The 13,309-nt window shown below is 55.4% G+C and carries 10 protein-coding genes; 7 read left to right on the top strand and 3 right to left on the bottom strand.

The genetic code is table 11. From position 1 onward, the window contains the following. Positions 1 to 125: 125 nt before the first annotated feature. Positions 126 to 953, bottom strand: coding sequence for a glyoxylate bypass operon transcriptional repressor IclR (gene iclR / locus ACOTZF_RS21930; protein WP_013095025.1), 828 nt, complete (start codon positions 951 to 953; stop codon positions 126 to 128). Between the two features lie 193 nt (positions 954 to 1,146). On the opposite strand from iclR, the gene metH reads away from it, so the two are divergent. The 5 genes from metH (at position 1,147) to rluF (ending at position 8,206) form a co-directional block, all read left to right on the top strand. After that, on the top strand, positions 1,147 to 4,830 hold the full coding sequence (gene metH / locus ACOTZF_RS21925; protein WP_058650685.1) for a methionine synthase: 3,684 nt from the start codon (positions 1,147 to 1,149) through the stop codon (positions 4,828 to 4,830). Between the two features lie 115 nt (positions 4,831 to 4,945). Continuing rightward, entirely contained in the window at positions 4,946 to 6,577 is a 1,632-nt protein-coding gene (locus ACOTZF_RS21920) for a Na/Pi cotransporter family protein (RefSeq protein ID WP_013095027.1), read from the top strand. A gap of 95 nt (positions 6,578 to 6,672) precedes the next feature. Then, on the top strand, positions 6,673 to 6,966 hold the full coding sequence (locus ACOTZF_RS21915) for a type II toxin-antitoxin system CcdA family antitoxin (protein WP_020686614.1): 294 nt from the start codon (positions 6,673 to 6,675) through the stop codon (positions 6,964 to 6,966). Then, the gene (locus ACOTZF_RS21910) at positions 6,966 to 7,283 is read left to right on the top strand and encodes a CcdB family protein (protein ID WP_038980792.1); all 318 of its coding nucleotides are present in this window, start codon (positions 6,966 to 6,968) and stop codon (positions 7,281 to 7,283) included. Before ACOTZF_RS21915 ends, ACOTZF_RS21910 begins: the two co-directional genes overlap by 1 nt. A 53-nt stretch (positions 7,284 to 7,336) precedes the next feature. Continuing rightward, on the top strand, positions 7,337 to 8,206 hold the full coding sequence (gene rluF, locus ACOTZF_RS21905) for a 23S rRNA pseudouridine(2604) synthase RluF (protein WP_023621411.1): 870 nt from the start codon (positions 7,337 to 7,339) through the stop codon (positions 8,204 to 8,206). 67 nt (positions 8,207 to 8,273) lie between these two features. On the opposite strand, the gene panS is transcribed toward rluF, so the two are convergent. Continuing rightward, the gene (gene panS / locus ACOTZF_RS21900; protein WP_023621412.1) at positions 8,274 to 9,218 is read right to left on the bottom strand and encodes a ketopantoate/pantoate/pantothenate transporter PanS; all 945 of its coding nucleotides are present in this window, start codon (positions 9,216 to 9,218) and stop codon (positions 8,274 to 8,276) included. A gap of 92 nt (positions 9,219 to 9,310) precedes the next feature. Then, positions 9,311 to 10,660, bottom strand: coding sequence for a lysine-sensitive aspartokinase 3 (gene lysC, locus ACOTZF_RS21895; RefSeq protein WP_013095032.1), 1,350 nt, complete (start codon positions 10,658 to 10,660; stop codon positions 9,311 to 9,313). A 375-nt stretch (positions 10,661 to 11,035) separates the two neighbouring features. Between lysC and pgi the strand changes: the two genes are divergently transcribed. Both pgi and yjbE read left to right on the top strand, forming a co-directional pair. Beyond that, entirely contained in the window at positions 11,036 to 12,685 is a 1,650-nt protein-coding gene (pgi, locus tag ACOTZF_RS21890; RefSeq protein ID WP_020686615.1) for a glucose-6-phosphate isomerase, read from the top strand. Positions 12,686 to 13,052: 367 nt separating this feature from the next. Continuing rightward, on the top strand, positions 13,053 to 13,295 hold the full coding sequence (gene yjbE, locus ACOTZF_RS21885; RefSeq protein WP_013095034.1) for an exopolysaccharide production protein YjbE: 243 nt from the start codon (positions 13,053 to 13,055) through the stop codon (positions 13,293 to 13,295). Positions 13,296 to 13,309: the final 14 nt, after the last annotated feature.

Raw genomic sequence — 13,309 nt, 5'->3', positions numbered from 1 at the left:
ATGAGGTCTCTTCTGATTTGTTAGCGCAACCAGTAGATCACACTTCATCGTGCTTTTCATTTTTCTGGGGAACCCTCAGCCCTGTGGGAGAGGGCCGGGGTGAGGGCAACAGACCGCACTCAATCCTAGCGAATCCCACCATACGCCAGGGTGACCTCTTTCGCTGCCTTAATCACCAGCGCACCCAGCTCGGTGACGCGATCGTCGGTCATACGGGAAATCGGCCCCGAGATGGAGATAGCGGCAAACGGTTCGCGATGCTCGTCAAAGATACAGGCTGCAATGCAGCGCAGGCCCAGGGCGTGCTCCTCGTCGTCAAACGAATAGCCGCGCTTACGGGTCAACGCCAGATCTTCTTTCAGATGTACCGGTGAAACCAGCGTGGCGTGGGTATAGGCGTGCAGCCCTTTACGGTGCAGCAGCCCCGTCACCTGTTCCTCGCTCAGCTGCGACAGAAAGGCTTTCCCCGCGCCGGACGCGTGCATCGGCAGCTTACCGCCAATGGGGGCTGACATACGCATCAGCTGGGTACACTGTACCTGGTCAATGATGATCGCCTGATGATCGCTCTGGTCGAGCACGGCCAGATTCACGGTCTCGCCCGACTCTTCCATTAATTTGCGCAGGATAGGGTGCACAATCGCCAGCAGGTTGCGGCTTTGCAGGAAGCTGCTACCGACGATGAACGCATGGGCGCCGACTGCCCAGTGCCCCAGCTCGCCAACCTGACGCACAAAGCCAAGCTGTTGCATGGTGGTCAGCAGCCTGTGCGTAGTGGAGTTCGGCAAACCAGCCTGTTGGGCCAGCTCCGTCAGGGCCACGCTGCTGTGCGACTCGGCTATCCATTCCAGCAGCTTCAAACCGCGTGTAAGCGATTGAACCTGTCCACCCTGTTGTGCGGCGGGGGTGGCAGCAGGTTTTCTGCCGCGTTTCGCGGGAACGGTCGTGACCATGACGATCTCCTTTTTCTGTATCGTGGAAATCATTTTCGTTTTATTTGGTGATTTTGCAACCGTTATCCTGACTGATCGGATGAGTGATAGTGAACATGTCTCATGTTACCGCCGTGTGACTTTTCCACCCTGCAAGATTGTGCCAGTATGGACCGCAGCCTTTTGGCCTGGTTGAGCGTTGTCGGGAGCAAGTGTGAGCAGCAAAGTAGAGCAACTGCGTGCGCAGTTAAATGAACGAATTCTGGTGCTGGACGGCGGCATGGGCACCATGATCCAGAGCTATCGCCTCAGTGAAGACGATTTCCGTGGCGAACGTTTTGCGGACTGGCCATGCGATCTCAAAGGTAACAATGACCTGCTGGTATTAAGCAAACCGCAGGTGATTGCGGATATCCACAACGCCTACTTCGAAGCGGGGGCGGATATCGTTGAAACCAACACCTTCAACTCGACAACCATCGCCATGGCGGATTACCAGATGGAATCCCTGTCGGCGGAGATAAACTATGAGGCGGCGAAACTGGCCCGCGCCTGTGCCGACGCGTGGACGGCGCGCACGCCGGAGAAACCGCGCTACGTTGCCGGGGTGCTCGGCCCAACCAACCGCACCGCCTCTATTTCACCGGACGTAAACGACCCGGCGTTTCGTAACATCACCTTTGACCAGCTGGTGGCAGCCTACCGTGAATCAACAAAAGCGCTGGTGGAAGGCGGTTCCGACCTGATCCTGATTGAAACGGTTTTCGATACCCTCAATGCCAAAGCCGCGATTTACGCGGTGAAAGAGGAGTTCGAGGCGCTGGGCGTCGAGCTGCCAATCATGATTTCCGGCACCATTACCGATGCCTCTGGTCGTACCCTGTCCGGGCAGACCACCGAAGCGTTTTATAACTCCTTGCGCCACGCGGAAGCGCTCTCCTTCGGCCTGAACTGCGCGCTGGGTCCGGATGAGCTGCGCCAGTATGTGCAGGAACTGTCACGCATTGCGGAATGCTACGTCACCGCACACCCGAACGCCGGTCTGCCAAACGCCTTTGGCGAATATGATCTGGATGCGGACACCATGGCGGCGCAGATCCGCGAATGGGCCGAATCCGGTTTCCTGAATATCGTTGGCGGCTGCTGCGGTACCACGCCGGAGCACATCACCGCCATGAGCAATGCCGTGGCCGGTTTGCCGCCGCGTAAACTGCCCGAGCTGCCGGTTGCCTGCCGTCTCTCCGGCCTTGAGCCGTTGACCATCGGTGACGACAGCCTGTTTGTGAACGTTGGGGAACGTACCAACGTCACCGGTTCCGCTAAATTCAAACGCCTGATCAAAGAAGAGAAGTACAGTGAAGCGCTTGACGTTGCCCGCCAGCAGGTAGAAAGCGGCGCGCAGATCATCGACATCAACATGGATGAGGGGATGCTCGACGCCGAGGCGGCGATGGTACGTTTCCTCAACCTGATCGCCGGCGAGCCGGATATCGCTCGCGTGCCGATCATGATTGACTCCTCCAAATGGGAAGTAATCGAAAAAGGGCTGAAGTGCATTCAGGGCAAAGGTATCGTCAACTCCATCTCAATGAAAGAAGGGGTCGATATCTTTATTCACCACGCGAAGATGGTGCGCCGCTACGGCGCGGCCGTGGTGGTGATGGCCTTTGATGAAGTGGGCCAGGCGGACACCCGCGAGCGCAAAATTGAGATTTGCCGCCGTGCGTACAAGATCCTGACCGAAGAGGTGGGCTTCCCGCCGGAAGACATCATCTTTGACCCGAACATCTTCGCCGTCGCCACCGGGATTGAAGAGCACAATAACTACGCCCAGGACTTTATCGGCGCGTGTGAAGACATCAAACGTGAGCTGCCGCATGCGCTGATCTCCGGCGGCGTCTCGAACGTGTCGTTCTCGTTCCGCGGCAACGACCCGGTACGTGAAGCGATCCACGCCGTATTCCTCTACTACGCCATCCGCAACGGGATGGATATGGGGATCGTCAACGCCGGACAGCTGGCGATTTATGACGATCTGCCCGCAGAACTGCGCGACGCGGTGGAAGATGTGATCCTCAACCGCCGTGACGACGCCACCGAGCGGCTGCTCGATCTGGCAGAAAAATACCGCGGTAGCAAATCGGACGACGCTGCCAACGTCCAGCAGGCCGAGTGGCGTAGCTGGGATGTCAAGAAGCGGCTGGAATATTCGCTTGTAAAAGGCATCACCGAATTTATCGAGCAGGATACCGAAGAGGCGCGCCAGCAGGCCGCCCGGCCCATCGAGGTTATCGAAGGGCCGCTGATGGACGGCATGAACGTGGTGGGCGATCTGTTCGGCGAGGGCAAGATGTTCCTGCCGCAGGTGGTTAAGTCCGCGCGCGTGATGAAGCAGGCCGTGGCGTATCTGGAGCCGTTCATCGAAGCCAGCAAAGAGCAGGGCTCCAGCAACGGTAAAATGGTTATCGCCACCGTGAAGGGCGACGTGCATGACATCGGAAAGAACATTGTCGGTGTGGTGCTACAGTGCAATAACTACGAGATTATTGACCTTGGTGTAATGGTGCCGGCGGATAAAATCCTCAGGACCGCGCGCGAAGTCAATGCTGACCTGATTGGCCTTTCGGGGCTGATTACCCCGTCGCTCGACGAGATGGTTAACGTGGCGAAAGAGATGGAGCGTCAGGGCTTCACCATTCCGCTGCTGATTGGCGGGGCGACCACCTCAAAAGCGCATACTGCGGTGAAGATTGAGCAGAACTACAGCGGCCCGACGGTCTATGTACAGAACGCCTCTCGCACCGTGGGCGTGGTCTCAGCGCTGCTCTCCGACACCCAGCGCGATGACTTTGTGGCCCGGACCCGCAAAGAGTACGAAACCGTCCGCATTCAGCATGCCCGCAAGAAACCGCGCACCCCACCGGTGACGCTTCAGGCGGCGCGCGATAACGATCTGGCGTTTGACTGGGCGAGCTATACGCCGCCAGTTGCCCATCGCCTGGGCGTGCAGGAGGTGACCGCCAGCATCGAAACGCTGCGCAACTACATCGACTGGACACCATTCTTTATGACCTGGTCGCTGGCAGGCAAATATCCGCGCATCCTGGAAGATGAGGTTGTCGGCGAAGAGGCGAAGCGCCTGTTTAAAGACGCTAACGACATGCTCGACAAACTCAGCGCCGAGAAAGCCCTTAACCCGCGCGGCGTGGTGGGGCTGTTCCCGGCTAACCGCGTGGGCGACGACATCGAAATTTATCGCGATGAGACGCGCACTCACGTGCTAACCGTAAGCCATCACCTGCGCCAGCAAACCGAAAAGGTCGGGTTTGCCAACTACTGTCTGGCCGATTTTGTTGCGCCGAAGCTGAGTGGTAAAGCCGACTACATCGGTGCCTTCGCCGTGACCGGCGGTCTGGAAGAGGACGCCCTGGCGGATGCCTTTGAAGCGCAGCACGATGATTACAACAAAATCATGGTCAAAGCGATTGCCGATCGTCTGGCGGAAGCGTTCGCAGAGTATCTGCATGAGCGCGTACGCAAGGTTTACTGGGGCTACGCGGCGAATGAAAATCTCAGCAATGAGGAGCTGATCCGCGAAAACTACCAGGGGATCCGCCCGGCACCCGGCTACCCGGCCTGTCCGGAACATACCGAAAAGGGCACCATCTGGCAGCTGCTGGACGTTGAGGCCCATACCGGAATGAAACTGACCGAATCTTTCGCGATGTGGCCTGGGGCATCGGTATCCGGCTGGTACTTCAGCCATCCGGACAGCAAATACTTTGCCGTGGCGCAGCTGCAGCGCGATCAGATTGAAGATTATGCACTGCGTAAAGGCATGAGCGTCTCAGAAGTGGAGCGTTGGTTAGCGCCGAATCTCGGCTACGACGCCGACTGACGTCACTTTTCCTTACAACTAACAGGGCGCTCATTGAGCGCCCTGTCTCTTTCTTACGTTTAAACCCTTATACTGACCTAAGGAAAACGAATAACGATAAGGAGGATAACCTTCCGTGCTGACCCTGTTACATCTGCTCTCGGCAGTCGCACTGCTGGTCTGGGGCACCCATATTGTCCGTACCGGCGTGATGCGCGTATTTGGCGCACGTTTACGTACTGTTCTCAGCAGCAGCGTGGAGAAGAAACCGCTCGCCTTCTGCGCGGGTATTGGCGTAACGGCGCTGGTTCAGAGCAGTAATGCGACCACATTGCTCGTGACATCGTTTGTCGCTCAGGATCTGGTGGCGCTGGCCCCTGCACTGGTTATTGTGCTGGGCGCTGACGTGGGTACCGCGCTGATGGCTCGTATCCTGACTTTCGATCTCTCCTGGCTGTCGCCGCTGCTGATATTTATCGGGGTCATCTTTTTCCTTGGACGTAAGCAGACGCGCGCTGGTCAGCTTGGACGCGTGGGGATTGGCCTCGGGCTGATTCTGCTGGCGCTGGAGCTGATTGTGCAGGCGGTCACGCCCATTACCGAAGCCAACGGTGTGCAGGTTATCTTCGCCTCGTTAACCGGCGATATTATGCTGGATGCGCTCATCGGCGCGGTGTTTGCCATCGTCAGTTATTCCAGCCTGGCGGCGGTGCTGCTGACGGCCACGCTCACCGCCGCAGGGGCGATCTCCTTCCCGGTCGCACTGTGTCTGGTGATCGGGGCTAACCTCGGCTCGGGCCTGCTGGCGATGCTCAATAACAGCGCTGCCAATGCTGCCGCCCGCCGCGTGGCGCTCGGCAGTCTGCTGTTTAAGCTGGTGGGCAGCCTGATTATTCTGCCGTTTGTGCACCCACTGGCGAACCTGATGGACAACCTCTCTCTGCCGAAGGCAGAGCTGGTGATCTACTTCCACGTCTTCTACAACCTGGTGCGCTGCCTGGCGATGGTGCCGTTTGCCGAACCGATGGCGCGCTTCTGTGAACGGCTTATACGCGATGAACCGGAGCTGGATGCGCGCCTGAAACCGAAGCATCTGGATACCTCCGCGCTGGATACTCCTGCGCTGGCGCTGGCCAATGCCGCCCGCGAGACGCTGCGCATGGGTGATGCGATGGAAACCATGCTCGAAGGCCTGCAAAAGGTGATGCACGGCGAGCCGCGGGAAGAGAAAGAGCTGCGCCGGCTGGCGGATGATATCAACGTGCTTTATACCGCTATCAAGCTCTATCTGGCGCGCATCCCGCAGGATGAACTGGCGGAAGAGGAGTCCCGCCGCTGGGCGGAAATCATTGAGATGTCGCTTAACCTTGAGCAGGCTTCGGATATTGTGGAGCGGATGGGCAGTGAAATTGCTGACAAATCTCTGGCTGCCCGCCGTGCGTTCTCCGTCGAAGGGCTGAAGGAGCTGGAAGCCCTGCACGAACAACTTCTTAGCAACCTGAAGCTGGCGATGCTGGTCTTCTTCTCCAGCGATGTGCCGAGCGCACGCCGTCTGCGCCGCAACAAGCATCGCTTCCGTATCCTCAACCGCCGCTACTCGCACGCCCACGTGGAACGTCTGCACCAGCAGAACGTGCAGAGTATCGAAACCAGCTCCCTGCACCTGGGGCTACTGGGGGATATGAAACGCCTTAACTCATTGTTCTGTGCGGTGGCGTACAGCGTGATGGAACAACCGGATGAAGATGACGAGCGGGATGAGTATTAATCTCTGAAAGCGCCTCGCAAAACCCATTTGCGAGGCGTGACGCTTTATAAAGAGCAATTTACTCTTCAGACCTTATATTTTGAAGGGAATAGAAAATGCTCGTTTATTACGCTACACTTCGCCAATTCATGCGCATTCCAATGGGGGTTCTCATGCGCACTACCCATGGCATTAAAAAATCGGTCAATGTCTCGTTAGCACCTGAAATTCTTGAAGAAGCGCGACGGCTTAAACTCAATCTCTCTGCTGTACTCACTACCGCTCTACAGGAGCAGTTTCGTGCGCATCAGCGCGCAGAGTGGTTAGCAGAAAATAAAGCGTCTATAGAGGCCATCAACCAGTGGGTTGATGAAAACGGCTCCTTTAGTGATTTTCAGAGGTCGTTCTGATGGAGCAATATTTTGCTTATGAGAATGAAGGCAATGGGAGAAAAGCCTATCCATGGCTTATTAATATGCAGCACCCTGTTGCTAATGTGATGAAACATATACTTGTCGCTCCCGCCGTTGAATTAAGCCTGCTGGGCGGCATTCGTCCGCCTGCGAAAGTGTGCCCTGTCGTTGAAATCGCGGGTAAGCCCTGCGTTGTCATGATGCATATGCTGTCAGGCATATCTTCAAAAGAGTTAGGTGAACGTGTTGCCGATCTCACTGACAACAGTGCTTCATTGCGGGATGCACTTGATTTTCTGATCAACGGTTACTAGGACTTTTTTGTCAGCCGCAAGGTAAGGTATATTTCGCCTTCACAGGAGAAACTATGCTGCCAACTCAATCAACCCGATTAAACAAATACATTAGCGAGAGCGGGATCTGCTCACGTCGCGAGGCGGACCGTTACATCGAACAAGGTAATGTGTTCCTCAACGGCAAACGCGCCACTATTGGTGACCAGGTGATGCCTGGCGACGTGGTTAAAGTGAATGGTCAGCTCATCGAACCGCGTGATGCAGAAGACCTGGTGTTTATCGCGTTGAATAAACCGGTTGGGATTGTCAGCACCACAGAAGATGGCGAGCGGGACAACATCGTTGATTTCGTTAACCACAGCAGCCGTATCTTCCCGATTGGCCGTCTGGATAAAGACTCGCAGGGGCTGATTTTCCTCACTAACCACGGCGATCTGGTGAATAAGATTCTGCGTGCCGGGAATGACCACGAGAAAGAGTATATTGTGACGGTGAATAAGCCGGTCACGGACGAATTTATTCGCGGCATGGGCGCCGGTGTACCCATCCTCGGTACCGTCACGAAAAAGTGTAAGGTGAAGAAAGAAGCGCCGTTCGCGTTCCGCATTACCCTGGTGCAGGGCCTGAATCGTCAGATCCGCCGTATGTGCGAATACTTCGGTTATGAAGTGACGAAGCTGGAACGCACGCGCATCATGAACGTCAGCCTGTCCGGTATCCCGCTGGGCGAGTGGCGTGATTTAACCGATGATGAACTGATCGAGCTGTTTAAGCTTATCGAGAACTCCTCGTCTGAAGCAAAGCCGAAGGCCAAAGCCAAACCGAAAACTCAGGCGATTAAACGCCCGGTCGTGAAAGCACCGCAGTCGGAAGAGAAAGGGCGAGGCAAGCCCGCGGGTAAACGCTTTACGCAACCGGGACGTAAAAAGAAGGGGCGTTAAGCCCCTTTTTTCCCCGGCTTGCACGTGCGGAGAGTGTAGGTCGGGTTAGCGTAGCGCCACCCGACTGTTAAAGACGATATTCGTCTGTTTCCTGTGGTTTTTCTTCTATCGGTTTGCCGGACCAGTATCCCGCCAGCAGCGAACCGGACAGGTTATGCCAGACCGAGAAGAGCGCACCAGGCAGAGCCGCCAGCGGCGAGAAGTAAATTTTCCCGAGTGCCGCTGCCAGACCGGAGTTCTGCATCCCTACTTCAATTGCCAGCGTCCGACAGGTGGATTCATCGAAGCCAAACAGTTTCCCGCCCCAGTATCCGCCCAGCAGGCCAATGGTGTTATGCAACACTATCGCGATAATCACGACAAAGCCCACGGATGCAATGTGCGACGCAGAACCGGCCACCACGGCGCTGATGATGGCCAGAATACAGACCATCGAAAACGCAGGCAGATAGGGCTCAACGGCTTTTACCACGCGCGGGAACAGGTGGTGAATGACAAGGCCCAACGCGATCGGGATCACCACGATTTGCAAAATGCTCAGCAGCATTCCCATCACGTCCACCTGAATATGGGCGTCAACGTACAGGCGTGTTAGCAGCGGCGTGGCAATCACGCCCACCAGCGTGGATACCGAAGAGATGGTTACGGAGAGCGCCACATCGCCTTTTGCCAGATAGATCATGACATTGGAGGCGGTTCCGCTGGCCACGCTGCCCACCAGCACCATCCCGGCGGAGAGGTCGGGTGGCATCTTAAAGGCCATTGCCAGCAGCCAGGCCGCAAGGGGCATCACCAGGTAGTGCAGGAAAATCCCTGCAGCAACCGGAGCCGGGCGTGAGAGCACGCGTTTAAAGTCGTCGATTTTTAGATGCACACCCATGCCGAACATAATCAGCATCAGCAACGTAGTCACCCACGGACCAATGCCCGTGAACGTAGTGGGGGTGTAATACGCGAGTATGGAGAGCAGCAGCGCCCATAACGGGAACAGCCGGGTGATGGCGGATAACATAGATATTCCTTGCAGTATTGTCGTGTTGTTTAGTTATAAAAAAGCCGGGTCTGTGCCCGGCTTATAGATATTGTTTATCGTGCTAACGAATTTTATTCAAACAAATTCTGATGAAGTTTCTGCACCACCTGTTCTGCCTGCTCAGCAGGCACCAGGAAGCAGAGGTTGTAGCTGGAGGCACCGTAGCAAATCATGCGGATATTGAACGGGTCGAGCACACCGAAGACCTCTTTGCCCACGCCACAGGCGCGCGACAGCTTATTACCGATGATGGCCACCAGCGCCAGGTTTTCTTCTACTTCCACGCGGCACAGTTCTGACAGCTCAATCAGCAGCGACTGCGTCAGCAGGGTGTCACCCGTTGAGGTTGAACCTGTGGTGTCCAGCGTCAGTGCGATACTCACTTCGGAGGTGGTGATCAGATCCACGGAGATGTTATGACGCGCCAGGATGCCAAACACTTCCGCCAGGAAGCCGCGCGAGTGCAGCATATTATGGCTGTGCAGCGTAACCAGCGTTTGCTTACGGCGCAGGGCCAGCGCGCGGAACAGCGGTGGATTTTCGGTTTTCTTGCACACCAGCGTACCGCCCGCTTTCGGATCTTTACTTGAACCGACGAAGACCGGGATATCACTACGCACGGCAGGCAGCAGCGTTGCCGGGTGCAGCACTTTCGCACCGAAGGTCGCCATTTCCGCCGCTTCTTCAAACGCAATCACATCAATACGTTTTGCCGCAGAGACGACGCGTGGATCGGTGGTGTAAATCCCCGGGACGTCAGTCCAGATATCCACACGGGTCGCATGCAGCGCTTCACCCAACAGTGCCGCGGTGTAATCACTGCCGCCACGGCCAAGCGTGGTGGTGCGTCCTTTGGCTTCGCTGCCGATAAAGCCCTGGGTGATCACGATACCCTCATCCAGGCGTGGAACCAGTTGCTGATTGGTCAACTCGGCCAGCGCTTCCACGTCCGGCTCGGCGCGGCCAAAGCGATCGCTGGTGCGCATGATTTTACGCACGTCGAACCACTGTGCCTGAACGTTACGTTCACGCATGATTTCAACAAACAGCAGGGTGGACATGAGCTCACCGTGGCTGACCAGCTCATCGGTCAGGGCGGTGGAGGTGGCCAGAGAAGCCGCTTCTGCCAGCGTGGTGATATTTTCCAGCAGACGCTCCACTTCTTCACGGATCACGTTCGGGTTCTGCAGACGTTCAAGGATATCGAACTGAATTTTGCGCAGTGCGTCCAGCTTAACGAAGCGCTCGGTGGCCTCCAGCCCTTCAGACAGAGAAACCAGCAGGTTCGTCACGCCAGCAGAGGCAGAAAGCACTACCAGGCGGGTATTCGGATCGGCCAGCACCACATCGGCGCTGCGGTTCATGGCATCGTAATCTGCCACACTGGTGCCGCCAAACTTGGCGACCACAAAACTCGTCATAACAACCTCGTGTCAGGGAATGAATAAAGCGACCATGGCACAAGAATGAAACGAAAACAGGTGCAGGCGCAAAATACGGCCCTATAAATAAAATGCGGGGGAGGTCCTGTCAATGCCGGGATTATGCGGATTTTTCATGGGGGGGTACCCCTGAGAAACAGGACTTATAACAGGGCCATATTTTATGCTTCGTTTTCCACGGTTTTGACCGACATTTCGCCGCCACGGGTGGGCGCGTCAGCAGCTATACTTTTCGGGTCTTTTCACCTGCGTTTGATGCAGGCCAGGGCAATGGCATAAAAACCATCACAATTTTTATTTGCAGGCGCTACAATCGACCGCAGTCACAATTCTCAAATCAGAAGAGTATTGCTAATGAAAAACATCAACCCAACGCAGACCGCTGCCTGGCAGGCACTACAAAAACATTTTGATGAAATGAAAGACGTCACCATCGCGGAGCTGTTCGCGAAAGATGCCGATCGTTTCAACAAATTCTCCGCGACCTTCGATGATCTGATGCTGGTGGATTTCTCCAAAAACCGCATCACCGAAGAGACACTGGCGAAACTGCAGGATCTGGCGAAAGAGACGGAACTGGCAGACGCCATCAAATCCATGTTCTCCGGTGAGAAGATCAACCGTACCGAAGACCGTGCCGTGCTGCATGTGGCTCTGCGTAACCGTAGCAATACGCCAATCATCGTTGACGGCAAAGATGTGATGCCGGAAGTGAACGCGGTGCTGGAAAAGATGAAAGCCTTCTCTGAAGCAATCATCTCCGGAAGCTGGAAAGGCTACACCGGCAAAGCCATCACCGACGTGGTGAACATCGGTATCGGCGGTTCTGACCTCGGCCCGTTCATGGTGACCGAAGCGCTGCGTCCATACAAAAATCATCTCAACATGCACTTTGTCTCCAACGTCGATGGTACCCACATCGCCGAAGTGCTGAAGAATGTGAACCCGGAAACTACACTGTTCCTGGTGGCCTCTAAAACCTTCACCACCCAGGAAACCATGACCAACGCCCACAGCGCACGCGACTGGTTCCTGAAAACCGCAGGTGACAACAAGCACGTGGCGAAACACTTCGCAGCGCTGTCCACCAACGGTAAAGCGGTTGGCGAGTTCGGTATCGACACCGCGAACATGTTCGAGTTCTGGGACTGGGTCGGTGGCCGCTACTCTCTGTGGTCTGCGATCGGCCTGTCTATCATTCTCTCCGTGGGCTTCGACAACTTTGTTGAGTTGCTCTCCGGCGCGCACGCGATGGACAAACACTTCTCCACCACCGCACCTGAGAAAAACCTGCCGGTGCTGCTGGCGCTGATCGGTATCTGGTACAACAACTTCTTCGGCGCAGAGACCGAAGCGATCCTGCCGTACGACCAGTACATGCACCGCTTCGCGGCCTACTTCCAGCAGGGCAATATGGAATCCAACGGTAAATACGTTGACCGTAACGGCAACGCGGTGGATTACCAGACTGGCCCAATCATCTGGGGTGAGCCAGGCACCAACGGTCAGCACGCGTTCTACCAGCTGATTCACCAGGGGACCAAAATGGTACCGTGCGATTTCATCGCCCCGGCTATTACCCATAATCCACTGTCTGATCACCATCCTAAACTGCTGTCTAACTTCTTTGCTCAGACCGAAGCGCTGGCGTTTGGTAAATCCCGCGAGGTGGTAGAGCAGGAATACCGTGACCAGGGTAAAGATCCGGCCACCCTGGAACACGTTGTGCCGTTCAAAGTGTTCGAAGGCAACCGTCCAACCAACTCCATCCTGCTGCGTGAAATCACGCCGTTCAGCCTGGGTGCGCTGATTGCTCTGTATGAGCATAAGATCTTCACGCAGGGCGCAATCCTGAACATCTTCACCTTCGATCAGTGGGGCGTTGAGCTGGGTAAACAGCTGGCGAACCGTATTCTGCCTGAACTGGGTGATGACAAAGCGATCAGCAGCCACGACAGCTCGACAAATGGTTTGATAAACCGTTATAAAGCATGGCGCGCGTAATTAAATCGTCATAAAAACGTGCCGGCGATATGCCGGCATTTTTTTATCAGACAATTCCTGATGTCTGTTATTTAACTCAAATTCCCGTTATGAGTTTTATCCGAAAATACCTTTTAACCCGTTAATGAGTGCGGTTTATTTTAGGATTATACGGAGAGTTACTTTCGCCTTATGTAATTATATCTATTTGATTTTAAATAAATAATTTATTAGTTAATTATTCTTATACTTCACATTTATCCAATAGTCCGAAAACCCTTCCTCTATTTATCCGTACGGCAATCCCTCTGCTTTAGTTGTGTATACTCGAATCCGCCTGAATTTCTTTTCGGGCAAATCTCCATTCATTCATTGAAGGGAAATTGTTATGAAGAAAGTACTGTATGGCATTTTTGCCATATCTGCACTTGCGGCGACATCTGTCTATGCAGCTCCGGTTCAGGTCGGGGAAGCAGCAGGGTCGGCAGCGACGTCTGCGTCTGCGGGGAGTTCTACCGCGGCCAGCACCAGCACCGTAAGTTCAGCCGTGGGTGTCGCGCTGGCGGCAACCGGTGGCGGTGATGGCTCCAATACCGGAACCACGACCACTACGACGACCAGCACCCAGTAATTCCGGGTGTTTTA

It is taken from the genome of Enterobacter cloacae complex sp. SHL021 (assembly GCF_049237765.1).
Taxonomy (GTDB): domain Bacteria; phylum Pseudomonadota; class Gammaproteobacteria; order Enterobacterales; family Enterobacteriaceae; genus Enterobacter; species Enterobacter cloacae.
The sequence above is the reverse complement of the archived record's forward strand: the minus strand, read 5'-3'. Positions and strand labels throughout refer to the sequence as shown.

What these genes read in the sequence shown, in the direction of transcription:
- rluF (WP_023621411.1), top strand. Translation starts at nt 7,337, where the DNA reads ATGCTGCCAACTCAATCAACCCGATTAAACAAATACATTAGCGAGAGC.
- iclR (WP_013095025.1), bottom strand. Translation starts at nt 953, where the DNA reads ATGGTCACGACCGTTCCCGCGAAACGCGGCAGAAAACCTGCTGCCACC.
- panS (WP_023621412.1), bottom strand. Translation starts at nt 9,218, where the DNA reads ATGTTATCCGCCATCACCCGGCTGTTCCCGTTATGGGCGCTGCTGCTC.
- lysC (WP_013095032.1), bottom strand. Translation starts at nt 10,660, where the DNA reads ATGACGAGTTTTGTGGTCGCCAAGTTTGGCGGCACCAGTGTGGCAGAT.
- pgi (WP_020686615.1), top strand. Translation starts at nt 11,036, where the DNA reads ATGAAAAACATCAACCCAACGCAGACCGCTGCCTGGCAGGCACTACAA.
- ACOTZF_RS21915 (WP_020686614.1), top strand. Translation starts at nt 6,673, where the DNA reads ATGCTCGTTTATTACGCTACACTTCGCCAATTCATGCGCATTCCAATG.
- ACOTZF_RS21910 (WP_038980792.1), top strand. Translation starts at nt 6,966, where the DNA reads ATGGAGCAATATTTTGCTTATGAGAATGAAGGCAATGGGAGAAAAGCC.
- yjbE (WP_013095034.1), top strand. Translation starts at nt 13,053, where the DNA reads ATGAAGAAAGTACTGTATGGCATTTTTGCCATATCTGCACTTGCGGCG.